Origin of the sequence: Synechocystis sp. IPPAS B-1465 (genome assembly GCF_003015225.1) — a bacterium.
Classification (GTDB): domain Bacteria; phylum Cyanobacteriota; class Cyanobacteriia; order Cyanobacteriales; family Microcystaceae; genus Synechocystis.
Genome location: NZ_CP028094.1, coordinates 253121 through 275786 on the forward strand (window position 1 = coordinate 253121; position 22666 = coordinate 275786).

23 protein-coding genes and 2 tRNA genes are annotated in these 22666 nt (G+C 47.5%); 10 read left to right on the forward strand and 15 right to left on the reverse strand.

Annotation, left to right across the window (positions count from 1 at the left end; translation table 11 throughout):
- Positions 1 to 4: 4 nt before the first annotated feature.
- Positions 5 to 2509, reverse strand: a complete 2505-nt coding sequence (hik12, locus tag C7I86_RS01185; RefSeq protein ID WP_010871436.1) for a high salinity-induced biofilm formation sensor histidine kinase Hik12 — start codon at positions 2507 to 2509, stop codon at positions 5 to 7.
- A gap of 193 nt (positions 2510 to 2702) precedes the next feature.
- On the reverse strand, positions 2703 to 3239 hold the full coding sequence (locus C7I86_RS01190; protein WP_020861393.1) for a GNAT family N-acetyltransferase: 537 nt from the start codon (positions 3237 to 3239) through the stop codon (positions 2703 to 2705).
- A 287-nt stretch (positions 3240 to 3526) separates the two neighbouring features.
- Between C7I86_RS01190 and hemJ the strand changes: the two genes are divergently transcribed.
- Both hemJ and cysH read left to right on the forward strand, forming a co-directional pair.
- Positions 3527 to 4159 carry a protoporphyrinogen oxidase HemJ gene (hemJ, locus tag C7I86_RS01200; RefSeq protein WP_010871438.1) on the forward strand — a complete coding sequence of 211 codons (633 nt, stop codon included), beginning with the start codon at positions 3527 to 3529 and terminating at the stop codon, positions 4157 to 4159.
- A gap of 146 nt (positions 4160 to 4305) precedes the next feature.
- On the forward strand, positions 4306 to 5055 hold the full coding sequence (gene cysH / locus C7I86_RS01205) for a phosphoadenosine phosphosulfate reductase (protein WP_010871439.1): 750 nt from the start codon (positions 4306 to 4308) through the stop codon (positions 5053 to 5055).
- Between the two features lie 51 nt (positions 5056 to 5106).
- On the opposite strand, the gene hrcA is transcribed toward cysH, so the two are convergent.
- From hrcA to C7I86_RS01220, 3 genes are all read right to left on the reverse strand, one after another.
- The gene (gene hrcA / locus C7I86_RS01210; protein ID WP_010871440.1) at positions 5107 to 6243 is read right to left on the reverse strand and encodes a heat-inducible transcriptional repressor HrcA; all 1137 of its coding nucleotides are present in this window, start codon (positions 6241 to 6243) and stop codon (positions 5107 to 5109) included.
- A gap of 196 nt (positions 6244 to 6439) precedes the next feature.
- Positions 6440 to 6524: transfer RNA gene (locus C7I86_RS01215), tRNA-Ser, on the reverse strand.
- 57 nt (positions 6525 to 6581) lie between these two features.
- Positions 6582 to 7151, reverse strand: a complete 570-nt coding sequence (locus tag C7I86_RS01220) for a shikimate kinase (RefSeq protein WP_010871441.1) — start codon at positions 7149 to 7151, stop codon at positions 6582 to 6584.
- Between the two features lie 191 nt (positions 7152 to 7342).
- Between C7I86_RS01220 and C7I86_RS01225 the strand changes: the two genes are divergently transcribed.
- On the forward strand, positions 7343 to 8518 hold the full coding sequence (locus C7I86_RS01225) for a transaldolase (protein WP_010871442.1): 1176 nt from the start codon (positions 7343 to 7345) through the stop codon (positions 8516 to 8518).
- A gap of 20 nt (positions 8519 to 8538) precedes the next feature.
- Here C7I86_RS01225 and C7I86_RS18680 read toward each other — a convergent pair whose 3' ends face one another.
- The gene (locus C7I86_RS18680) at positions 8539 to 8682 is read right to left on the reverse strand and encodes a hypothetical protein (RefSeq protein WP_158299066.1); all 144 of its coding nucleotides are present in this window, start codon (positions 8680 to 8682) and stop codon (positions 8539 to 8541) included.
- Between the two features lie 60 nt (positions 8683 to 8742).
- Here C7I86_RS18680 and C7I86_RS01230 point away from each other — a divergent pair, with 60 nt between their 5' ends.
- The 4 genes from C7I86_RS01230 to C7I86_RS01245 all read left to right on the forward strand — a co-directional run bounded on the left by C7I86_RS01230 (position 8743) and on the right by C7I86_RS01245 (position 11357).
- Complete coding sequence (locus tag C7I86_RS01230; RefSeq protein WP_010871443.1) at positions 8743 to 8940, forward strand: DUF2862 domain-containing protein; 198 nt, start codon at positions 8743 to 8745, stop codon at positions 8938 to 8940.
- Positions 8941 to 9056: 116 nt separating this feature from the next.
- Positions 9057 to 10145 carry an ArsA family ATPase gene (locus tag C7I86_RS01235; protein WP_010871444.1) on the forward strand — a complete coding sequence of 363 codons (1089 nt, stop codon included), beginning with the start codon at positions 9057 to 9059 and terminating at the stop codon, positions 10143 to 10145.
- Positions 10146 to 10200: 55 nt separating this feature from the next.
- Positions 10201 to 10845, forward strand: a complete 645-nt coding sequence (gene msrA / locus C7I86_RS01240; protein WP_010871445.1) for a peptide-methionine (S)-S-oxide reductase MsrA — start codon at positions 10201 to 10203, stop codon at positions 10843 to 10845.
- Between the two features lie 224 nt (positions 10846 to 11069).
- On the forward strand, positions 11070 to 11357 hold the full coding sequence (locus C7I86_RS01245; RefSeq protein WP_010871446.1) for a DUF2288 domain-containing protein: 288 nt from the start codon (positions 11070 to 11072) through the stop codon (positions 11355 to 11357).
- A gap of 38 nt (positions 11358 to 11395) precedes the next feature.
- Here C7I86_RS01245 and C7I86_RS01250 read toward each other — a convergent pair whose 3' ends face one another.
- Positions 11396 to 12175 (reverse strand): tetratricopeptide repeat protein, encoded by a 780-nt coding sequence (locus C7I86_RS01250; protein ID WP_223211324.1) that lies wholly within the window; start codon positions 12173 to 12175, stop codon positions 11396 to 11398.
- A gap of 118 nt (positions 12176 to 12293) precedes the next feature.
- Entirely contained in the window at positions 12294 to 12818 is a 525-nt protein-coding gene (locus C7I86_RS01255; protein ID WP_010871448.1) for a J domain-containing protein, read from the reverse strand.
- A 56-nt stretch (positions 12819 to 12874) separates the two neighbouring features.
- Here C7I86_RS01255 and C7I86_RS01260 point away from each other — a divergent pair, with 56 nt between their 5' ends.
- Positions 12875 to 13480, forward strand: a complete 606-nt coding sequence (locus C7I86_RS01260) for a thylakoid membrane photosystem I accumulation factor (RefSeq protein ID WP_010871449.1) — start codon at positions 12875 to 12877, stop codon at positions 13478 to 13480.
- A gap of 101 nt (positions 13481 to 13581) precedes the next feature.
- Here C7I86_RS01260 and C7I86_RS01265 read toward each other — a convergent pair whose 3' ends face one another.
- From C7I86_RS01265 to pheA, 4 genes are all read right to left on the reverse strand, one after another.
- Positions 13582 to 15351 (reverse strand): hypothetical protein, encoded by a 1770-nt coding sequence (locus C7I86_RS01265; protein WP_010871450.1) that lies wholly within the window; start codon positions 15349 to 15351, stop codon positions 13582 to 13584.
- Between the two features lie 317 nt (positions 15352 to 15668).
- Complete coding sequence (locus C7I86_RS01270; RefSeq protein ID WP_010871451.1) at positions 15669 to 16607, reverse strand: glycosyltransferase family 2 protein; 939 nt, start codon at positions 16605 to 16607, stop codon at positions 15669 to 15671.
- Positions 16608 to 16652: 45 nt separating this feature from the next.
- Positions 16653 to 17315 carry a phycobilisome degradation protein NblB gene (gene nblB / locus C7I86_RS01275; protein ID WP_010871452.1) on the reverse strand — a complete coding sequence of 221 codons (663 nt, stop codon included), beginning with the start codon at positions 17313 to 17315 and terminating at the stop codon, positions 16653 to 16655.
- A 40-nt stretch (positions 17316 to 17355) separates the two neighbouring features.
- Positions 17356 to 18249 (reverse strand): prephenate dehydratase, encoded by an 894-nt coding sequence (gene pheA, locus C7I86_RS01280; protein WP_010871453.1) that lies wholly within the window; start codon positions 18247 to 18249, stop codon positions 17356 to 17358.
- A gap of 61 nt (positions 18250 to 18310) precedes the next feature.
- On the opposite strand from pheA, the gene C7I86_RS01285 reads away from it, so the two are divergent.
- Positions 18311 to 18382 (forward strand) — tRNA-Thr (locus tag C7I86_RS01285).
- 181 nt (positions 18383 to 18563) lie between these two features.
- Positions 18564 to 20237: an MASE1 domain-containing protein gene (locus C7I86_RS01290; protein ID WP_020861399.1), complete on the forward strand. Its 1674-nt coding sequence runs from the start codon at positions 18564 to 18566 to the stop codon at positions 20235 to 20237.
- Between the two features lie 164 nt (positions 20238 to 20401).
- On the opposite strand, the gene C7I86_RS19010 is transcribed toward C7I86_RS01290, so the two are convergent.
- The 3 genes from C7I86_RS19010 to cofH all read right to left on the reverse strand — a co-directional run bounded on the left by C7I86_RS19010 (position 20402) and on the right by cofH (position 22560).
- Complete coding sequence (locus tag C7I86_RS19010) at positions 20402 to 20641, reverse strand: hypothetical protein (RefSeq protein ID WP_223211325.1); 240 nt, start codon at positions 20639 to 20641, stop codon at positions 20402 to 20404.
- 40 nt (positions 20642 to 20681) lie between these two features.
- Positions 20682 to 21266, reverse strand: a complete 585-nt coding sequence (locus tag C7I86_RS01300; RefSeq protein WP_010871455.1) for an HD domain-containing protein — start codon at positions 21264 to 21266, stop codon at positions 20682 to 20684.
- A 115-nt stretch (positions 21267 to 21381) separates the two neighbouring features.
- Positions 21382 to 22560 (reverse strand): 7,8-didemethyl-8-hydroxy-5-deazariboflavin synthase subunit CofH, encoded by a 1179-nt coding sequence (gene cofH / locus C7I86_RS01305; protein ID WP_010871456.1) that lies wholly within the window; start codon positions 22558 to 22560, stop codon positions 21382 to 21384.
- Between the last annotated feature and the right edge of the window lie 106 nt (positions 22561 to 22666).

Sequence of the window (22666 nt, forward strand, 5' to 3'; positions counted from 1 at the left end):
ATTACTATGATAGCGGCTCAATTAAATCAAGAATTTTTTCAAATTCAAATCTACGTACTAATTTAGTTAGATTTTGCTCCAATTCTGACTCTGAAGCTGGAATTTCTGCTATCAATTTCATTACCTGCTCAGTGTCAGCTTCTAAAAGATAATGGGATAACTGAGTCAACCAATCCTGGGACATAATTAGAAAACTTTCTGGCTTCAGTGCGGTGTCTTCATGATTATCGTTCTTGTTTGGGGCTGACTCATAAACATATGTTACTCCTAAATGTTTGGTCAAGGAGTCAAAAATGGTGTTCTCCCGGAATGGCTTACGGAGAAAATCATCGCATCCCGCCGACAGTACGATCGCCTTTTCTTCCTCTAGCACACTGGCCGTTAGGGCCACCACCGCCGTTGCATTGCCTTTGACCTGACCCTTAATGTATTTAGTTGCTTCATAGCCGTCCATCACGGGCATTCTCATGTCCATAAAGATTAAATGGGGCTCCCAGCTTTCCCACAGGGCGATCGCCTCCTGGCCGTTACTAGCTTCTTCGATCTCAAAACCAAAGGGAGCGAGGAGTTTAATTAGTAATTGACGATTCACACTTTTATCATCCACCACCAGAATTTTATAGACAGGTTGTCCTGGGGTGAGGGCAAGAACTTTTTTCGCAGAGTTGGGTTCCCGACTCAAAGTTATTTCCCCCAAATCAACTAAAATCGAAAAGCTAAAGGTGGTCCCCTGGTCAACCACACTACTAACGTTAATATCTCCCCCCATTAACTTAATAAACTGACGGGTAATTGCGAGGCCTAATCCGGTGCCTTCCTGGGCATTACGACCAGATTCTGTTTGGGAAAAAGCTTCAAATAAGTGACTCAACTCCACTTCACTAATTCCTTTACCCGTATCTTTAATTGTGAAGTCTAACCAATATTTATTTTTAGGCTCCGTTGATGTTTCTGGGTTAATCACTTCCTGTTGTTCTGCATTTCTAAAGTTGCTAGTTAGGACTACTTCTCCCTCCGTTGTAAATTTAATCGCGTTACTGAGAAGATTTAGCAAAATTTGTCTGAGCTTAATTTCATCGCCGTAAACGTATCTCGGTAAATCATGATCTCGAATAAAAATCAGCTCGATACCTTCATTGGCCGCCTTGAGATGCAACATATCTTCTAAATCATCCAGAAGAAGATAAAGATCAAAATTATGGCGATTTAAATGGGTTTTACCAGCTTCAATCTTAGAAAAATCAAGAATATTATTGATTAAATTTAATAAATATTCCCCGCTACGTTGAATAATGCCAGCATTTTCATACTGCTCCATTGGTAGATTTTTGGTACGCAGCATCAGCTGGGAAAAACCAATAATAGCATTGAGAGGAGAGCGCAGTTCATGGCTCATATTAGCCACAAATGTGCTTTTAGCCTTAGCCTCACTTTCAGCTATTTCTTTTGCCCTCACTAGGTCAACCTGTTTTTGTAAGGATTCATTGTATTCTATGAGAATTTTTTCCCTTTGAGCTCTTTCTAATTCCCTTTGTTGATAGAGTTCCTGGAGCTTTTGATTTTGTTCTATTAATATCTGATTGGTCGTAAACAATTGATTTTTCGATCTTTCATTTTCACTGAGGACGGCATTTAAAACTAGGGTTGTCATACTGATGCAAGCTAAAATTGATTGCAATAATAAAAGTTGATCTTTGATAGCTGCTTTTTCTTGGTCTAGGGCAAGAATTAACACCAACAGGGCAGAAACTACAATTGTCAACAGAGAAGATCCAACTTCAGTGAAGCGAAAGGCTGACCAAAGTAAAAAAGGAATCAGTAGATACTCAATGGGATAACCGTTGGCAATAATTTTAACAATTAATAAAATAAAAAAAATAATGCTAGCCGCTTCGAGCCATTGTTCTTGTAGTAGTTTAATAAATACTTTAAAATTATGATTACAAGCAATGATAAAGGGAGTAACAATCAAGAGGGCAAAAGCATCACTCAACAACCAAGTATAGGCAATTTCAGAATATAAGCCGAAAGAAATTTTCTCAAATAAATATAATAAAAATGGACAAATGATTGCAGCGGGAAGACGACTACCAAAGCAAACAAAAACAATAAATCTAATAATATTCTTAATTTTAGAAAATAGATAATTATTGGCTGTAAGAATGTCACTAAGATAGACTGAAAAAAGATTGACTAAACTGACTACCCCAGTGATCGCCACCGTTAGTATGAAATTAGCAGCACTTTCCAAACCGTGGAGAGCCATAATTTCTCCCAGTAATAATCCCCCAACCATACCCGGCCAGACTTGGTAACCCCAAATAGATAAAAAGCCTACAGCCATACCCGTAGGAATCCAAATGGGCGATGAAGCGGTGCCCGCATAGGTAATAAATAATTGGGAAATATAGATAGTTCCATAGATGGCGATCGCCACTATAATTTGCCTTTGCCAAGACACTGATCGAAAATCAGCCAAACCTTTGAAAACATGGTTATTGATTTGCATTTTATCTTCTATTTTTTATAGAAAAAATACTTAAATCACGGTCTGAGATGACAATAAATTATCCTAATTTTCCAGAGAGACTCTAAACAATTTAAATAAACTTAAGCTTAGTTTTGATTTCAATTTGACAACAGAAGGAGATTGTAAACCCCTCTTTTTGCCCAGAAGCGGGCTTTGGCATTGGCTCCCCACCCTAATGAGTTGGTTCAATGGTTTTACCCATGGCAAATCGACGTAAATTTTCTCCCCCTATGGTAACGGTTTCTTCCGCTATGACCACAAAGCCCCTGGACTCGAAAAAGGGCCGGGCTACCATACTTGCTTTAGTCTCAAGTTCCCTTACCCCGTCAGCGATGGCCAACTGCTCTACTGCTTGCATCAATATGGTGGCAATGCCCAGGCGGGTAAAGGCTGGATGGACAAAAAGCAGGTCCACCAATCCAGCGCCATTGTAGCCAATAAAGCCAATGATGGTTTCTCCTTGCTCAGCCACCAACACCACCATGGATTCCAGGCGATCGCCCCACCGCTGTAAGTCTGGTTCGGATGGGGCCCAAGCACTTAGTTGGGCTGGGGAATAATATTTAATACCTAACTGATGGACAGCTTCAGTGAAAATTTGAATGATATTGTTTAAATCCGAGGGACGATATGGGCGTAGATGGATGGTGTTCACTTTGGCTACCTTGGGACGAAAGTTGCCAATCTTTGGCTGAGAAATATTTTGCAATGTAAAGTTAAAAAGCAGAGGGGGTCAGCACCATGGTTAAAATTTCCGATATCTTGGTCGTTTTAATTGCTTTCCTTGGAACTTGCTTGTAATGTAACCAGTTTTAATACACTCCCTTGGTTTTCACCATTGCCAATGCAGAGATTTGGAGGGTTAAACCAAGTCCCCTAGGGTCTGGGAACAGGACTTTGCATTTGAATCGGACAGTGCAAAATGATTTGGGACTGGGCAAGGCGATATAATGGCCCCCTTGGGTATGAGCTGATGACCCACCCTGTTCCTGGGAAATGCCCAAGCGCGAGTATTTCTCCCTCCCTTGTCCACTGTCAACGTTTACCATGGCCTACTACTGGTTTAAAGCCTTCCACTTGATTGGCATTGTTGTTTGGTTTGCTGGATTATTTTATTTAGTGCGTCTTTTTGTCTATCACGCCGAGGCAGACCAGGAGCCGGAACCAGCTAAAACTATCCTCAAAAAACAGTATGAGTTGATGGAAAAGCGGCTTTACAACATCATCACTACCCCCGGCATGGTAGTTACGGTGGCTATGGCGATCGGTCTCATTTTCACAGAACCCGAAATTCTCAAATCCGGCTGGCTCCACATCAAACTCACCTTTGTGGCGTTACTGTTGCTTTACCATTTCTATTGTGGTCGGGTGATGAAAAAGCTAGCCCAGGGGGAATCCCAATGGAGTGGGCAACAGTTCCGGGCTTTAAATGAGGCACCGACTATTTTGCTCGTGGTGATTGTCCTACTGGCGGTGTTTAAGAATAATTTGCCCCTGGATGCGACCACTTGGTTAATTGTAGCTTTGGTTATTGCCATGGCTGCTTCGATTCAACTCTACGCTAAAAAACGTCGCCGGGACCAAGCACTATTAACGGAACAGCAAAAAGCGGCTTCTGCTCAGAATTAGCTGCTAACGTTGCTGACATGGTGACTGCAACTACCTACAACCAAGAGAAGTTGAGTTTAAGCTAGGCTTCATGCTTACTCCCTAACTCTGTCGCCACTTTAATCTGTTACCTATACTCTTACATAAATATTTTCCATCACCCACTGATGTCCCATACTCTGACTAAGCTCGATCTACCCACCTTACAAACGGAGCTGGAAAATGCCACCGCCCAACAGATCATTACCTGGGCGGCCCAAACCTTTGGCCCTGGCTTGGTGATGAGTACTAGTTTTGGCATTCAGGCGGCGGTGATGCTCCATTTAGTGACTAGCATTGTGCCCAATATTCCTGTTATCTGGATTGACACGGGCTATTTACCGCTGGAAACCTATCAATTTGCGGATCAGTTGACCGGACGGCTACAGCTAAATTTAAAGGTTTACCAATCTCCCCTCAGCCCAGCTCGCATGGAAGCTCTGTACGGCAAGCTCTGGCAACAAAAAGACGTGGAATCCCTCAACCGTTATGATCAAATCCGCAAAGTTGAACCGATGCAGAGGGCATTAAAAGAACTAGAGGCGATCGCCTGGTTGACGGGGTTAAGGAGGGATCAAACTCGGCACCGCCAGAATTTGAAACCAGTGGATCTCCAGGGTAATCAGTATAAAGTTCTCCCCATTTTGGACTGGAATTCTAAGATGGTTTACGAATATCTCACCGCCCACGATTTACCCTACCATCCGTTTTTTGACCAGGGTTACGTCTCTGTGGGGGATTGGCATTCTAGCCGGCCCCTGATGGCCCACGATGAAGATGAAAGGGATACCCGTTTCCACGGCCTCAAACAGGAATGTGGTTTACATTTACCCCTGTCCCCGGAAGCTGGCCAGAGTTTGGATTCCAGTGCTTTGTAGGGCAGTCAATGGCACTCGAAAGCTCTACTAACCTGTTGCCTGGAGAGAGGCTTAATTTTTGCTCAATGCTTCCGATAAACATTCAGCGGCCTGTTCTACCAAGGGAATGGTTTGTTGATACACCATGCGGGTAGGTCCCAAAATGCTCACACTTCCCATGGGAATCTCTTGTTGGCGATAAATGGCGGACACCAACGTGCAAGGATGCATGGATTCCAGCGGGTTTTCTGCGCCAATGCGGATGGTCACCACTGGGCGGGTTTTAGGCATAGTTTCCCCGGTTAGCAAATTCATTTCCTGACCCAAGTTAGCCAGATTATCTCCATAGTTATCGGGGTCGAACAGCAGGGAAAATAATTTATCCTGTTCCTGTTCTAACAAAGACAACAGCATTTGTACCTGTTCCAACTGGGAAAACTCTGGTTGTTGGATTACCTTAGAAACCCCATGAACCACTAAGGGGCCCGCCATGCGCCGTTGCAGGAGGGGCTTGATTTGTTGTTGTAAGCCTTTGAGAAAATCGGCATAGATACTAAATTTTTGGTCTAGCTCTTGCCAATTTAAATGGCTCAACTCAGAAAGGTTTTTTCCCCGCAATTGGGCATTGAGAAAGTTGGAGAAAATTGCCAATTCCTGTTCCAATTCTCCCTCTTCCTTTGCTTCCATGGCAGCGGGTAAATCTAGGGTAGCGGAATGGGTGTGATAGCTGTCGGTCACCAGAATAATTAATATCTGATGGGACGGTAACAGCATTAACTGTAAATGCCGCAATTGCACCGTTTCCGTTTGGGGAAAAGTAATCAGGGCGATATAACCGCTCAAGCCTGCCAAAATTTGCCCCATTCTCTGGATCAGGGCTTCAAAATGCCAATTATCACCATTAATTTCGTTTTCCAGTCGTTGTTTAACCGTGCGGCTCTGGCGATCGCTCCAGGTCAAAAGATTATCAACATAAATGCGGTAACCGGAATCGGAGGGAACCCGCCCGGCGGAGACATGGGGTTGGTAGAGTAAACCCGCTTTTTCTAGTTGGCCGAGGGCATTGCGAATGGTGGCGGAACTGACAGCAAATTGATATTCCTGGGCCAGGGTATGGGAGCCCACAGGCTCGGCGGTGGCGATGTAGTGCTGGACGGTGGCGCGGAGAATTTGCTGATGGCGATCGTTTAAGCGGAGGGGCTTCACCATTGTTTCCTAAATTGCGGGCTAAAGACTAGATGTTAAAACGGTTGTTGTCGGGATAGATAAATTGGGTTCAGAGTTAAAAGTCTATAAAGGATTCTTAAAAAAATTAGATTATAAAATAATTACCCAGGATTTGCTTGGGCCGTTGCTGGTGTGCCCTGGATTATATCCCATCAATTAAAAGTGAAAGTTAAGCAAGCGGAGAGGGTGGGATTCGAACCCACGTTGAGTTTCCCCAAACCCGATTTCAAGTCGGGCGCATTCGACCACTCTGCCACCTCTCCAGGGGGTCAAAGATTAGTTAATCATCTTACCATGGCCGTCCTAGGGACATTGCCCGGTCAATTTTGTTCGGCACTGCATTGGGGTTTAAGCAGTCCTGGAATAGTGGCCAGTAATTCTCCGGCGATCGCCAGAGGATCTTGGTCTGCCTGCAGGGGAAACCGGAGATCCGCCTGGGCGTAGAGGGGTTGCCGTTGGGCCAATAAATTTCCTAACCGTTCTTCCAGATTTTCCACCTGGAGCAGGGGTCTTGCTTCATCTCCCTGGAGCCTGGCCAAAAGTAATTCCAGGGAACCATCAAGCCAAATGACCAGGCCATGGTGTAGATAACTCCAATTTTGTCGTCGGAGCACCACTCCGCCCCCGGTGGCAATGACGCTTCTGGTTTGGGCCGCCAGATGTCCCAACACTTCCGTCTCCAAATCCCGAAAAGTATCTTCCCCATCCTCCGCAAAAATGTCGGCGATCGCCTTGCCAGCCACCCGCTCAATCAACACATCCGCATCGAAAAAACGGTACCCCAACTGTTCTGCCAACAACGGCCCGACGGTGGATTTACCACTGCCCATCATGCCGATCAGAAACAGGTTAACGCCTTGTAATTGTTCTTTGATTAGATCCTGGGCCATGGCAAAAGTTACAGAGGTTGAAAAATAGTGAACAGTAATTGGATGTCAGTCCGAAGCCAATTTGCCCCCTAGGGTTCGGCAACGCATCGGCGTTCCCTAGCTTAAATTATCTTGATGTCCAAAGAAGGCTCGCTTTCGGGAATCACCATTACCATTGGAGGGAAAGACGTTGAACTTGTTTAATCGCCATTATGGGTAAGAATCTCCTCGAACAACTGCGCCAATTTACAGTGGTGGTGGCCGACACCGGCGACATCCAAGCCATTGAAACCTTTACCCCCAGGGATTCCACCACTAATCCTTCTTTGATTACGGCGGCGGCCCAGATGCCCCAGTACCAGGAAATTGTGGACAGCACCCTGCTCAAAGCTAAGGACGAAGCTGGGGAAAATGCATCTATTAAAGACATTGTCCGATTGGCCTTTGACCGTTTGGCGGTGGCTTTTGGCCTCAAAATTCTGCAAATTATCCCCGGCCGGGTTTCTACGGAAGTTGATGCCCGCCTTTCCTACGACACGGAAGCCACCATTGCCAAAGCTCGCTACCTAATTGGGGAATATGCCAAAGCTGGCATTGATAAAAAACGCATTCTGATCAAAATTGCTTCCACTTGGGAGGGTATTAAGGCTGCAGAAGTATTGGAACAAGAAGGTATTCACTGTAACCTTACTCTACTATTCGGTCTCCACCAGGCGATCGCCTGTGCCGAAGCCAAAGTCACCCTAATTTCCCCCTTTGTGGGACGCATTTTGGATTGGTACAAAAAAAGTACTGGCAAGGAATATGACAGCCACGAAGACCCAGGGGTACAGTCTGTTACAACCATTTACAACTACTACAAACGCTTTGGTTACAAAACTGAAGTGATGGGAGCCAGCTTCCGTAACATTGGCGAAATCATCGAACTGGCCGGCTGTGACCTGTTGACCATTTCCCCCCAACTGTTGGATCAACTGCGGAACACCGAAGGGGATTTACCTCGCAAACTCGACCCCGCCACGGTGCCCCAGGACATTGAAAAAATTGTTATGGACAAGGCCACCTTCGACAAAATGCATGCCGAAGATCCGATGGCCTCGGAAAAACTGGCCGAAGGCATTGCCGGTTTCACCAAGGCTCTGGAGGTGTTGGAACATTTATTGGAAGAAAGGTTAAAAGTTCTCGATGGCCAAGAGCACATCAAACATGGGGCAGAGGAAATTTTCCATGCCTATGATCTAGATGGGGACGGTTTTATTACCAGGGAGGAATGGGCCGGCACCGATGTGGTTTTTGATGCCCTAGACCGGGACCATGATGGCAAAATCACCGCCGCTGAAATGTCCGCTGGGTTGGGAGCCGCTTTCCGTTTAGCCTCTGTTGGTTAGGTGTTCTCAGGGCCCAGCCCTTAAAAGTATTGGGGAAAACCATCCCCTCTTTTGCTGTCCTCAACGGGGCTTTTTGCCATGGCCGCCGTTGTAGTTTCTCCCCAGTTAATCACAGCACCATTATTTTGCTGAGTTGCCCTCAGTTTGGGGGCGAGGGAGGGCACAGATTCCGCTAAACTGGGGGGGATTGCAATGTTTCTTTACTTAACCACTATTTAAGCAATATGACGATTGAAATAGGTCAAAAAGTTAAGGTTTACCGTCTGCGGGACCGGGTTTCCCCCGATGTGGTGGGTAAACTAGGTAAAGTCGGTGTTGTTAAGGATTTTAAAATGACCGATGGCAGTGGCATTGGAGCGGTGGTTTCCTTTGATGACCGCACCGCCACCTGGTTTTTTGAGGATGAGCTCAAAGCGATTTAATAACTGGTTTTGCTCTCCCCCATTGGTTTTGACTACTTTTCCCGATCGCCGTTGAAGTGTTTTTACGGTTTGATTCGGGAATCTTTATTATTTTTGCTGGATTCTAGGAAATTGCTGTGGCGTTAGTTCTGACTTTTTTAGGGAAAGGCGGTGTTGGCCGCACCACGGTGGCGATCGCCGCGGCTAAAAAACTGGCCCAAGCGGGTCAGAGGGTACTGGTGCTGGGGCAGGATCCTAGTTTGGCCTGGCAATGGGGCATAACTCTGTCGGAAACGGCCCAGGGGGTGGAGGCGAACGTTGATGGTTTACTACTTAGTTCCACCCATCTGCTGGAAAGAGGCTGGGAAAAGCTCAAGGAAGTGGAAGCCCAGTATCTGCGATCGCCGGCGCTGAAAAATATCTATGGGGAAGAATTAGGAGTTCTGCCGGGCATGGACGAAGTGTTGGTGCTCAATGCCCTGCGGGAATACGAACTCAGTGGTCGCTATGACGTGCTGATTTACGACGGCCCCGGTAACCTCTCCACTCTGAGAATGTTGGGCATTCCCGAAATTGCCAGTTGGTATTGGCGGCGTTTCCAGAAAGTATTGGCGGATTCGGAAGTGGTGCAGACCCTTTCCCCCTTTGTGCAACCCGTGGCCAGTGCGGTGCTGAGTGTGAACTGGAGTCCAGACCAAATGCTCAACCATCCCGATGGCCCCCAAAATTTATTGCAACAAGGTAAAGCGGCGATCGCCGACCCCAATCGGTTTGCCGCCTATTTGGTTACTAGCACTGATTCCCTGGCGCAAAAAGCAGCCCAGAGCTATTGGGGTGGGGCCCAGCAAGTCGGAGTAACAGTAAAGGGCGTGATTCAAACTCCCTTGGGTAATGGCAGTTTAGATGCAAATTTATTTGATCCGTTGCTCATTGCGGCTCTACCAAGTTACAACCAAGGTAACTGGCAACCCCTGATGGATGCGCTCCCTAATCCCCAGGCCATGGGGTCGGCTCCCCGACCATTGGAAATTGACGTTAACGCCCGCCAGGTGAAGGTATTTTTGCCCGGTTTTGATAAACGTCAGGTGAAATTAACCCAGTCCGGGCCGGAGTTAACCATTGAAGCGGGGGATCAGCGGCGCAACATTGACTTACCGGGGAATCTACGGGGTAAGGGAGTGACGGGAGCCAAATTCCAAGGAGGATATTTAATTGTTAGTTTTTAGTGTTAACTTGACCCAATCCCTGCGTCGGCGTGGTTTTTGGTTCACCCTGGCCCTGGTGGGGTTGGCGATCGCCGTGGGTAGCTTTCTCATCAGTCCTTTTTCCAAGGTTATTCCCGACCCAGTGGTGGACATTAACCCGGTCTCTACAACGGCAAGGGGCACCGAAAAAGCCGTTTTTGCCGGGGGCTGTTTTTGGGGACTGGAGGCCATGTTTGAGGAAGTGCGGGGTGTTAAGGATGTGCAAACCGGCTACAGCGGCGGCACTGAAGCCACGGCCAACTATGCCAGGGTGAGTGGTGGCGGCACGGACCATGCGGAATCCATTGAAATTGTTTATGACCCCGCCCAGGTAAGTTACGGCGAACTGCTGAAAATTTTCTTTTCCGTCGGCCATGACCCCACCCAAGTTAACCGCCAGGGCGTAGACCAGGGTCGTCAATATCGTTCGGCCATTTTTGCCACCACTCCTGAGCAAAAGCAGGTGGCCCAAGCTTACATTGACCAACTAGAGGAAAGTCAGGCCTTTGACCAGGCGATCGCCACGGAGGTGAATGACTTTGATGCCTTTTATCCAGCGGAGGATTATCACCAGGATTTTGTCCAACGGAATCCGGCCCATCCCTATGTGTTGGTCCATGATTTGCCCAAACTCCGAAAATTTCGTCAGCAGTATAGCGATAAATTAAAAGCCCAAAGTTAGGGGTTAGTAAACCTTGTTTAAATCAAGACTTACTTTTGTCTAGTTATAAGCAGTCTAGGACGATCACCATGGTCGTCCAGCAAGGGCTTAACAAGGCCCTAAATGACTGTCAATCCACTCTCAGCCCCTCCTTTAATAGGCAAGAAAATTGGCAAAAGCGACCTTCAGAAGGACAAAAATAGTGGGCTTTGGCTAACTACCAGAGAAATTACTGAACAAAATCAATGACCGATATTCAAAAACAGTTACAAGAAGAACTAGCCCCCATGGATTGGGGCACCATTATTCCCCACGCCAAACGGGATGCGGTGATTGTGGTGGATAGTAGTTTAGATTTGCTCTCCGTTGGTCTGGCGATCGCCAAGGATGAAGTTAACCAAGTCAACCATTGGATTAGCGAATTATTGATCCATAAGCCCACGGAGAAGGAATTGACCGATTGGAACGATGATCCAGAACGGGAATTTCAAACCCTGATTGTGCAACCCTATGTGTTAGTACAACCCGGTTGAATTGAGGGTCTTTAACTACAGGTCTTAAAAAGTACAGCCTAAGCATCAATGGCCCGGATTTGGGTCAGGATAGCTTCCGCTTTTTGGGCCATGTCCTTTTTCTCTTGGGCGTTGAATAATTCGGCGGCCTTGGTTAAATCGGCGATCGCCTTGGGTTCATCTCCCAGACGATATTGGGTTAACCCTCGATTGAAATAGGCTTCAGCGGAGTCGGGATCCAACTGAATGCTTTGGTTATAATCCGCTAAGGCTTGTTGGTCTTGCTTGAGACGATTATGGGTCAACGCCCGGTTGTAATAGGCATTGGCATGTTGGGCATTAATGCGAATGGCATCGTTATAGTCGGCGATCGCCGTAGTTTCATTGCCTAATTGGGACTGGGAGTTACCCCGATAAACATAAAAGTCCGCATAGTTGGGATTAATTTCGATGGCATTGCTGCAATCTTGAATGGCTTTGTCGTACTGACTCAGTAAAAAATAAGCATAACAACGGTTACCCAGGGCATAGGCAAATTCAGGATTTAAACTAATGGCCTGGTTGTAGTCCGTAATGGCCGCCTGGTATTGCCCCAAAACGTGCTTGGCATAGCCCCGGTTGTAATAGGCATCGGCGTCCTGGTCATTGAGTTTGATGGATTCGGTAAAATCGGCGATCGCCCCGGAGAAATTTTGCGCCGCTAGTTTGTCCACCCCATCGTTGTACCATTGCACCGCTGACTTAGTTTGGGCCAACACGGGCAAGCTCAAGCCCCAGGCAAAGGTTAAAGCCATGACGGTGAAGCGTTGGGGCCAGGGAAAAGGATGGGGGGATGCCATAGAATTTTTCAAAATTAACATCAGGTCAATGGGCGGAGGTGGGTAGTTGGCCTAGATTAGGGCAATCTACTTGCCATGGGCAATGGAATTCGTTTGGAATGAATGAAATTAAACTCCCTTAGTTGATGAACCATGGTAACAAGCTGGGAATTACCAATGGATCCCCCCTCAGCCAGGCAATTAACAGGGCCAAGGCCAAACAGCCCCCCAGGGTTAAACCCAACAGAGCCAGCGCAAAAAACTCCCCCGCCGACAAAGGGCGATCACTAGCATCCAAATAGGCGGAATTTCTTCCCAAGCTTGTTGATGCGGCCGAATTTTGCCCTTGGAGGGGATCCGGCGGTACCTGAATCACATTCCAACGGGAATAGCCAATTTGCAAGTCGTACACAGAACGGCGATCAGGATTGCTCAATACAGCATAAGCCTCATTCAAGCGCTGAAATTTGACCGTGGCAATGTCTGGGGTTAATAGGGTAGTGTCTGGATGGTAGCGCTTGCTTAATTCCCGGTAGGCTCGACGGATGGCCACCGGGGAAGCGGCGGGGTGTAGTTCCAAAACACCGTAATAACTGTCGGCAAAAGGAGAAGGGGCCACTCCCGGTCGGGGTCGAGATTGGGTGGAATGGGGATTAGAAGACACGGGAAAGTTTACATTGGGAAAGACTTTGCCCTATTTTAGACTGAGTTTTTTCCACGATGATTATGTCTGTGTGTTTGCCATGGCTGGCCCGTTGTCGCCGCTTTCTCATAGTTTCCCTTGCTTTTGCTATGTTACTGCTGGGAATCTGGGGCACTCTGCCCTTTTCCCTGTCCGATCACGGTACGGCGATCGCCGCTTTGGAAGATGACCGTTACGATGGCAATATTTTTGTTGTATATGCCGGCAATGGTTCCCTGGTGCCGCCCCGCTTAAACCTAAGAGAATCCTTTGAACGCAAATTGCCGGTTATTTTGGTTTATTACCTCGATGACAGTAAAGATTGCAAACAGTATGCTTTCATCGTTTCCCGTATGCAGGAATTTTACGGTCGGGTTGCTAGCATTATTCCCGTTTCCGTTGACAGCATTCCCGACCAAAAGCGTTTCCGTCGCGATGAGCCTGGCTATTACTACAGCGGTGGGGTACCCCAGACGGTAATTCTAGACAAAAGCGGCAAAAAAATCTTCGACGCCCAGGGAGCACTTAAGTTTGAAGTAGTGGATGATGTTCTCCGGGATTTATTTGATTTATTGCCCCGTTCCGAGTCCATGGAACTGAAACAGCGTACCTATAACGAATTCAATAGTGAATTAGTCGATTAACTCATTCTTTCCGACAACAAAAAAACGGATAAGCCCAGTAAAGTTAGTTGGGTTTATCCGCTTTAAGGTCAATTTGTTACCGGAAATTTAGGGGAAAAAGTCTAGGGGTCATGGTCGTCCGGGCCGAAGTCAAAATCGTCTAGGGAAGTTGAGATTACAGCATCGGCACCGGGGGAGCTGGTGTCACTCAACAAGGCATCCAAGTCATCTAACTCGCCACTTCCACTGGAGGGGGCTTCTCCGAGCATGTCCGCTAAACCGGGAAAAAGATCATCATCCTCGTGTAACTCAGCTTGGTTTGCATTGCCTTCATCGGTTTGCAGTAGGGCCAGCAAATCGTTGTCAGAGGAATTGGGATCTTCATCTAAAATATTGATGAAAGGATCTCCCCCATGGGTTTCCGGGTTGAGCTCCAGCAGGTCAGGAAAATCACCACTGCCCTCCCCTAATGTCTCCATGCCGACAAAACCGGCGCTGATGGGTTCTTCATTGGAAAACTCCGGTAGGAACTCATCCTCATTCTGTCCGGGAAAAAGCTCCGTCTCTTCTGTTTGCAATTCCAAAAGAAAGTCGAGGTCATCGGCTTCAGCGTCCCCATCCCCCGGCAAAATCTCTTCAGTGGTTAGCTCAGGGGCTGGAGTATCTGTGCCCAGACTTGCCAGTAGATCTTCAGACAGATTCAAGTCATCACCGGAGTCGGATGTGAAGGAAAGATCGTCACCAAGGTCTTCCAATTCTCCCAGAGTCTCAGTTTCCGCCGGGGTTTCGCTGAATAAAGGGAGTTCAGGGGCTGACTGTTCTTCGGTTAACTCGGCTAAAAATTGATCACTACTTTGTTCCGTTTCCGCCGCTTCTGGTGTTTCCACACTGGATAGCTCTGCTAGTTGTTGTCCTGGGTTGGTGATGCCCTCATCATTGATATCAGGCAATTCCGTTGCCAAGTCCATGGGCTCAAAATTTTCTTCCCCACCACCAAAGTCCATATCTGGTAGGGAGGCTTCTGGGGGGGCATCAACCCAGTTTTCCAAATCAGCTTCCGCCTCTACCTCGGTGGTTTCAGTGGGGGGAGCATCAAAGGGGGAAAACGTTTCTTCCTCCACCATGGGTTCCCCTACTGGCCCCTGGTAGTCTAAAGGTTCGGTTTCCAGTTCTGCTGTGGGAGGAGCATCAACCCAATTCTCTTCCTGTTCTGGAGTAATTTCCGCTATTTCAGGCGTTTCTTCCGTGACAGTGGCCTCCATGAATTCTGCTACGGGTTCGGCCGCCGGAATAAATTCTTCCCCTGGGACTTCGGTAAATTCGGCGATCGCCGGAGGAGCAACATCGGCATCAAAGGATTCCTCCTCGGCTAACGGTTCTTCCTGCTCTTCTACCGAGGGTTGGGCTTGCTGAAGCGATTCAATTTCAGCCTGGTATTGGTTCTGGAGGGCTTGGACTCTGGCTTGGTGTTCCTGCTCCATGGCCAACAACTGAGCTTGCAGGGCGGCAACTTCATCACTCTGGTCGAGGGGCCGTTGTTCTTCTGCCGGCCCACTTTCCCTGAGGGACTGGAGCTCATCTTCCAAAGCTGTTTTTTCTGCCGTCAACTGGGCCAGGGCCGCCGCTTGGGCTGTTTGAAGCTCGTCTAACTGGTTACGATGGCTGGACTCCAGAGATTCCAATCTAGCTTGGAGGGCTTGGGTTTCGGCTTTTTGGGCTTCCAACTGAAATTGGAGAGTTTCGGTATCTTCACTGGCACTTTTGGCACGGCCCAGTTTGCTTTTGGTGCTATCCAACTTTTTCTGAAGTTTGGTAACCAGGGTGAAATAGGTGCCGGCAAAACCAACGACTAGCCCAATGATTACCGCCAACACCAAAGATAAAGTTTCCATGTAATGTCTCCAAAGTGACAGTTAAGTTAGAAAATACCCATTCCGACCAAGGAGCTCAGCAGTAACGGGTTGTTAGTCTGGTTGACCAACGGGAAAAATCAGTCTTTGTTGAGCTGAGCTAAAAGACTCAATTCACTGTAACAGTGTGTAACTAAATTGAATGAGCAAGATTAGCTTAAATGATAGGGAATTTTGGGAAAGCGATGCTCCTAAGTCAAAATTTCTTAAGAATTACCGCCGCAAGCCACGAAAAATTTGTCGGTATTTTACCCACAAACGTTGCCAAACCTATTAGATTTGCATTACTTCAACTTGCTTTAATGGGAGCTTTGACTTTCTGCAAAGGCGGCATATACCCCTTGAACGTTATACCAATTGAGGAAAATTCGGGCAATTTCTAGGGCTAGTTGGGGGCGATCATGGTCAATGAGCCATTGGAGGAGTGGGGCCATTGTTTTTTCATTCAAGCGTCCCCCTAAGGAGAGTAATCCCCATAGAAACCAATGGAGCCGAGTCATTTGAATCATCAGCCGCACTTCCCAGGTGGGATGTTTTTGGTAAAATAAAACCCCCATACGCCCCCGTTGTATTTCCTGGTCGATTAATTTGGGGATTTGTTGCAAACTGAAGGGAGGATGCCAATGATAGCCCACTGCCCGGGGGCATTTAACGAGTTTTAGACCTAAATTTTTCAGTCTGACTCCCAATTCCAAATCTTCCCAGCCATACAGTTGAAAGCCAGTGTCAAATAAGCCTGCTTCTAGTAACCATTGCTTGGCGATCGCCACGTTGCCAGTGGCAAAGAAGGCGGCGGAATAATCAGTGAGTTTGTAGGGTTCCGATTGGGGAGAGTCAAAGTTACAGGTATTGACCACGGCCCCATAGGTAAAAACCCGGTCTGAATTGTATTGTTTTTGGCCCCGTTGTAAACCTTCGGCATGGGCTTGGAGAAAAATGTCCGTCACCACCAAATCACTGTCAATAAAAATGATGGTGTCCCCGGCGGCTTCCTTAACCCCAAGATTCCGGGCGGCAGCGGGCCCCTGGTGGTCCTGTTCCCAGGTTCGGACATGGGGAAATCCCTGGCAATGTCCATCTAGCCAGGCTAGGGTGCCATCGGTGGAGCCGTCATCCACCACCACAATTTCGTAGCCTGAAATTAAGGTTTCGTCAAAGGTTTGTTGTTCCAGGGCCCGTAGGCATTTTTCCAGGATCGGCAGACGATTATAGGTGGGAATGACAACACTGAAAAACATAAATAAACCCAGGCATTTTCAAGGGACCTTCCAGCTTAACTTAGCCTAGGCGGTCAATAATTCCTGAGCTGTGTTGGCCACCTGTTCCACCTGATCCTGAGCCAACTGTTGCAGTAGGCTTTGGCGATCGGGATGTTCTAGATGACCCACCGCCAGGGCTAAACGATAGCGCACTTGCCAGTCTTCGTCTTGTACTAAGGAGGCAAGCAGAGGTAGGGCTTCCGGGTTGCCCAATTCTCCCAACGCACTGATGGCCGCCGTTCTAATCAAGCTATTCTCAGAATCAAGGGCGATTTTCAGCAGGTCGAAGCCCCGGCGATCGCCCATTTCCCCCAGGGTGGCCACAATGCTCATCTGCAAGAGCCATTCAGGAGTTTCTTCGTAGGCTTTTTGCAAGTCAGGGTAGGCGGCGGTTAATTTTAGCCCCCCAATCACGTCGGCGGCCACCGATTGCACATCAATTTCCGGATCGTTAAACAGCCGATCGCGCAGGAGTTGCAATGATTGTTCCAAATCGGCTTTACCCACCGGATCCAGTTGACTAACAGCGGCATAGCGGATGCGGGGATTGGCATCGTTAACCAAAGGTTTCAGCAGGGGAAAAGCTTCGGCCGGCTCCAGGGCCCGCAATTGATTCAAGCCCCGGACTTTATCACTAAAATTATCCGAACCCAGTAATGCTTTGATGGCGGTGAGGGAATCACTCATAACAAGATTGGAAAAATCAACTAAGGGCTAGGGTTAGGAATTAAGACGGGCTGGACCAGCCTGGTGGATGGAAATGCTGGAGGTCTGCCAATTGTAGGACTTTTGTGGGGTAGCTGCCAAAAATTTTAAGCACTTCTGTGTATTGTTTGAGCTTTTCTAGGGCTTCCTGGAGTCTGGGTTCCGTTTGGCTGGCTTCTAAATCCATAAAAAAAACATATTCCCCCAAAGACCTTTTGGTGGGGCGGGATTCAATGCGACTCAGGTTAATATTCCTCTGGGCCAGGAGTTGCAGGGGAGCTACTAGGGCTCCGGGCACATTGCGGGGAACACTAAAGGCAAGGGTGGTATGGCTTCCAGCAAGATAACCCTCTGAACTGATCGCCCAGAAGCGAGTGCAATTGTCAGGATAATCTTGAATGTCCGTTTGTAGTACAGAAAGATCGAATAGGGTGGCGGCCCTAGGAGAGGCGATCGCCGCCGCTGTGGGGTCATCACCAATAATCTGAATCGCTTCAGTGGTGGAATTGGCCGGCACCAAACTTACCTGGGGAAGATGAGCCCCCAACCATTTCTGGCATTGCCCCAGGGCTTGGGGATGGGACACAACCTTGGTTAAATCCGCCAAAAGTTTTCCCCGGCTGAGCAAAACATGGGTAATGGGCAGCACTAATTCCTGTTGTATTTTTAAATTTTCCGCCGCCCAAAGGCAGTCCAGGGTAATGGCAATGCCTCCTTCCGTCGAATTCTCCACCGGCACGATCGCCACATCCACCAAGCGTTGGGCCGCCGCCTCCAGGGTTTTGCCAATGCTGGGACAGGGAAAAAACTCCACCGCCTGCCCAGTGCGCTCCTGATGCTGTTCCCCATAAACCAGGGCGACGGTTTCCGTGTTGGTTCCCCTTGGCCCCAAATGTGCAACGACCAATGGCGGCATAAATTCTCCCCAGGAAAGCTGGTACAGAAAATGTTATCATTTTGCAGTGGAATTAGGTTGCGCCGAAGTAGCTCAGTGGTAGAGTAGCTGATTCGTAATCAGTTGGCCGTGGGTTCAAATCCCATCTTCGGCTTTGTTTTTTCAGTCCGCCTACACAATTTTCCCTAAATTTGCTCCAGTCTTTTTAGAACAGATAAAAAGTCTAAGCAATTAGGCCTATACTTACTCTAATGTCGGGTGCTATACCACAAGGCCCTCGACGAATTGACACACTGAAGCGTCGGGAAATTTTAGGCTGTGGGGGCAGTGCAATTATGGCCAGACAGGATTACTGGGCTCCGATTCATCGTCATGAACTGGTTCGCTGGATTAAGGGCAGTGGCAGTGCGAGTTTTTGGCAGAATCCCCTCCTACATAATATTCTTTTAAATCTTCTGGTAGCTCTGTTTTATGTTGTAGGAATTAGGCTGAGCGACCAGTTAGTTAGCACTCTATTGCCGGGAAGAATTTCCCCTGTTTGGTTTCCTTCTGCCCTCACCTTTGGTGTGTTTTTTCACTTTGGTCATTGGGTTACCCCCGGCATTATTCTTGGCTCAGTGTTGGGTTTAGTTTCAGTACTTTCTACCTTTGATCCGCCCCCTAGTATTGCTCAATTTCTGGTCTTGGAAACAGCTTTTGCCTTTGCCAATACTCTTCAGCCCTTTATAGGGGATCTCTGGCTAAAAAATAAACTGATATCAGTTGCCCAAAAGGAATCTGTGACCATTATCAAAGACAGTGACAGCATACAAGAACCGTTGGCTATCCTCAATCCATTCCAAAGGGTTTCCACCACCCTTGCGTTTGTTCAGGGGGCCATAATTGGTCCGTTTTTGTCTGCGGTTATTGGTGTTACCACTTTACTTTTAATGGGCATTATTGCTCGGGAAAACTTTTTCTATTCCTGGATAACTTGGTGGTCCAATAGTGTGCTGGCAATTATTGTCTTCACACCAGTGTTAATTAATATTCGATTTTATCATTTTCGTCGTCATCATTTTTTCAACACTAAGCTAGTTATCTCCCTTGTTTTAACTTTTTTGGTTTGGTTTCTATCGTTTTATCATTCCTTCCCCGTCGCCTACATGTTTTTGCCACTAATTCTATTTGTGGTCTTTCATTTTGGTGACTTCTTTGCCAGTATTTTTGTTGCTTTCTTTGCTTTTTTTGCTATTTTTGCCACTGCCCAAGGCCAAGGTTTATTCAACCAAGATTCCGGCAATAACTCGATTATATTTCTCCAACTGTTTACGGCGGTCATTTCCATGACAGCATTGTTTTTCTCCGCTATTATTCAAGAAAAGAAAATTGCCCAACAATCCCTCTCCCGGGCAGTAAAAAATTTAGAAAATGAAGTGCAGAAAAGAACTGACAAGTTGGCTGCTGCTAACAAATCCTTGGAATTGGCCAATATTGAACTTAATAAATTAGCCCACATTGACGGTCTAACCCGTATCCCTAACCGTCGTTATTTTGAGCAACAATTTGCTGAAGAATGGCAGATTTTCCTGGGGAGGGGCAAGAGTCTAACGGTGATGATGGTGGATGTGGACCATTTCAAGCTCTATAACGACCATTATGGCCACAGTCAGGGAGACATTTGCCTCGCGGAGATTGCCCAAATATTGCAATGCTGTATCCGTCAACCAGGATCTGATTTTGTCGCCCGTTACGGAGGGGAAGAGTTTGTCTTAGTCTTGCCGGAGGTAGACCAGTTCGGGGCGATCGCCATTGCCCAAAGAATTAAAACTGCCCTACAAACCAGAAATATTTCCCACCACGCAGTTGATCTGGCCGGCAATGTCACCTGTAGCATTGGCATCGCTGTAGCCCATTCTAGATTTGCCAGTAGCAAGGAAACCTTGCTCAAACAAGCAGACCAAGCTTTGTATTGTGCAAAGCAGGCAGGCAGGAATCAATATTTTCTTTTCGACCATGCTGAGGAGTGAACCAACATCATTCACCGCCCCAGTTAGGCATTGGGCGGATTACCTATTTTGTTTGGGAAAGACACTTCAAGAACCACACATCCTTCCTCTGTTTTAAAAGGCCCATGAATTTCGCCGGGGGGTCTGCTAGCATAGTGGCCGGTTTCTAACCACATCTCAAAGGCTTAATCATATAGGCGACCGCTCACGATAAATACCTCTTCGGGATAGTCATGACTTTTGCTTCCCAACGGTGTTGTGTCGGCCTTGGGAAAAAAGCGGGTTAAACGGGTATATTCACCTGTTTCACCATCGATACTCAGTGTTATTTCTTTGGCCATGCCTTCAAGACCTTCGATGGGATGCCACTCGTTTTGATTGTTTGAAGTTAACGGGTTCCAGTAAGTGACGGTTGATTTAGCCATTTTCATGATTCTTTATCTACAATACTTTTGCTAAAAATCATCACAATTTGCCATAGCGCCAGCCGTCGATGATATCAATCAACTCATTGGACCAAGCATTGGGGTTACGGTCTTGGTAAATGCTCCAGATGGATTGATAGTACCAAAGAATGCCGGATTTACCCCGATTAAACTTTTGCCAAATTTCATCTCCATGGCGACGTAAATCAATGGCGATGGTGCGGGCATTGTGGAGGTTATCTGCCAAGGAAATTTTCAGCACCGCTAGGGAAGCCTGACGCATTTTTTCCAAATGTTCTTGCTTTCGTTGTTCCCAGGGAGGCTTGGGTGTGGTGGTACTGTCTGAACAGTCTCGGACTAAAGCCGCCACCGTTCGGCCAAATTGATTTTCGATCATGGCCAGGGTTTCCATGCCCCCTTGGTCTTCCACTGCATCATGGAGCAAAGCGGCGATCGCCTCATCTTCACTGCCTCCCATTTCCAATACCAGGGCTGTCACCCCCAACAAATGACTGATGTAGGGCACCCGGGAACCTTTGCGGCATTGTTCGGCGTGTAGTTGGTTGGCCAATACCAGAGCATCACCAAAGCGGGCAGTGAGAGGAGTAGGATTTGATCGATTCATGGAAATTACTAATGCCAATCTTGCTAATCCAGGTAAAGATCCGCTGTAGCTAACTCAAACAAAGGGAAGAGGAAGGTGGAAATTAGGTAATTACCTGCTTAAACTTCCTCAGGATTTATTTTAGTCCAATTTTATTTAAATTCGCGTTGAGATGTTCATAGAGGGTAGTGCGTTGTTGATAGGGGCGACCAGTGGAGATGATGGCATTCTGCAGTTGGGTGGCGGTCAGACAGGTTCCCCCTTTAGCCCCGGCCATGGTGGTGATGTGTTCTTCCATCAGGGTTCCGCCCAAATCATTACAGCCCCATTCCAAAGCGGTGGTGGCTCCCGTCAGCCCCAGTTTGACCCAGCTTGGTTGGTGATTGACAATCCATTTTCCTAGATACAAACGGGCAATCGCCATAATTTGTAGGGCTTGATCTAAATCCGGCTGGTCTCTGCCGACCCTTTTCCTCAGGCTAGGGGGCGCTTTTTCCCCCACAAAGGGCAGGAGGATAAATTCAGTAATACTGGCGGCATAACCTTGGGCTAGACTTGTTTGTTGCCTTTGGCGTAGGCGATCGAGGTGGGTAATAATCTCCTCTGGGGTTTCAACGTGCCCTGCCATGAGGGTACTGGTGGTGGGTAAACCGTGGCGATGGGCTAAACCGATGATCTCCAACCAAGTCTGACTATCGATTTTTTCCGGGCAAATAATACGCCTTACCCGGTCCACCAATACTTCTGCTGCCGTGCCGGGTAAGGAATCCAACCCAGAGAATTTGAGGGCCATTAACACTTCTCCATAGGTCAAACCATCCTGGCGGGCGATAAATTGAATTTCCTGGGGAGAAAAGCCGTGGAGATGGAGCTGGGGAAATTGTCCCTTGATGGTTTCGACTAAGTTGACGTAATAGGCCAAGCTGGAACCATTAATTTTTGCCTGGGGATTTAACCCCCCCTGGAGACAAATTTCCGTTGCTCCCTGGGCCACTGCGCCCTTAGTTTTGTTGAAAATTTCCGAGTCGGTTAACCAGTAGGCTCCCGTTTGTCCGTCATCCCGACGAAAAGCGCAAAAATTACAATGTTGCTCGCAAATATTGGTGAAATTAATGTTGCGATTGACCACATAGGTGACCGTTTCCCCTACCAATTTCCGCCGTAGGCGATCGCCGTATTGCCGGATCACCTCCCAACCTCCGGGATCATCACATTGCAAGAGTAGCAAACCCTGCTCAGGAGTCAAATCTTCCAGGGCCAGGGCTTGGGCGGCCAGTTCTTCAATCAGGGTAAGGTTGACGGTAGATAGCACCATTGGCCTGGGTTAGGGAAGGAAAGATGGGCGGTCTTCCACAGTGTAACCTCAGTTTTGCCCGATGCCTTTTTTCAAATTGGCGATCGCCTGGTTGGGCTCAACTTCA

Excerpts from the sequence above, each read along its gene's own strand:
- hik12 (WP_010871436.1), bottom strand. The coding sequence starts at position 2,509 with ATGCAAATCAATAACCATGTTTTCAAAGGTTTGGCTGATTTTCGATCA.
- hemJ (WP_010871438.1), top strand. The coding sequence starts at position 3,527 with ATGCCCAAGCGCGAGTATTTCTCCCTCCCTTGTCCACTGTCAACGTTT.
- cysH (WP_010871439.1), top strand. The coding sequence starts at position 4,306 with ATGTCCCATACTCTGACTAAGCTCGATCTACCCACCTTACAAACGGAG.
- hrcA (WP_010871440.1), bottom strand. The coding sequence starts at position 6,243 with ATGGTGAAGCCCCTCCGCTTAAACGATCGCCATCAGCAAATTCTCCGC.
- C7I86_RS01220 (WP_010871441.1), bottom strand. The coding sequence starts at position 7,151 with ATGGCCCAGGATCTAATCAAAGAACAATTACAAGGCGTTAACCTGTTT.
- C7I86_RS01225 (WP_010871442.1), top strand. The coding sequence starts at position 7,343 with ATGGGTAAGAATCTCCTCGAACAACTGCGCCAATTTACAGTGGTGGTG.
- C7I86_RS01230 (WP_010871443.1), top strand. The coding sequence starts at position 8,743 with ATGACGATTGAAATAGGTCAAAAAGTTAAGGTTTACCGTCTGCGGGAC.
- C7I86_RS01245 (WP_010871446.1), top strand. The coding sequence starts at position 11,070 with ATGACCGATATTCAAAAACAGTTACAAGAAGAACTAGCCCCCATGGAT.
- C7I86_RS01250 (WP_223211324.1), bottom strand. The coding sequence starts at position 12,175 with ATGGCATCCCCCCATCCTTTTCCCTGGCCCCAACGCTTCACCGTCATG.
- C7I86_RS01260 (WP_010871449.1), top strand. The coding sequence starts at position 12,875 with ATGATTATGTCTGTGTGTTTGCCATGGCTGGCCCGTTGTCGCCGCTTT.
- C7I86_RS01265 (WP_010871450.1), bottom strand. The coding sequence starts at position 15,351 with ATGGAAACTTTATCTTTGGTGTTGGCGGTAATCATTGGGCTAGTCGTT.
- C7I86_RS01270 (WP_010871451.1), bottom strand. The coding sequence starts at position 16,607 with ATGTTTTTCAGTGTTGTCATTCCCACCTATAATCGTCTGCCGATCCTG.
- nblB (WP_010871452.1), bottom strand. The coding sequence starts at position 17,315 with ATGAGTGATTCCCTCACCGCCATCAAAGCATTACTGGGTTCGGATAAT.
- pheA (WP_010871453.1), bottom strand. The coding sequence starts at position 18,249 with ATGCCGCCATTGGTCGTTGCACATTTGGGGCCAAGGGGAACCAACACG.
- C7I86_RS01290 (WP_020861399.1), top strand. The coding sequence starts at position 18,564 with ATGGCCAGACAGGATTACTGGGCTCCGATTCATCGTCATGAACTGGTT.
- C7I86_RS19010 (WP_223211325.1), bottom strand. The coding sequence starts at position 20,641 with ATGGCTAAATCAACCGTCACTTACTGGAACCCGTTAACTTCAAACAAT.
- C7I86_RS01300 (WP_010871455.1), bottom strand. The coding sequence starts at position 21,266 with ATGAATCGATCAAATCCTACTCCTCTCACTGCCCGCTTTGGTGATGCT.
- cofH (WP_010871456.1), bottom strand. The coding sequence starts at position 22,560 with ATGGTGCTATCTACCGTCAACCTTACCCTGATTGAAGAACTGGCCGCC.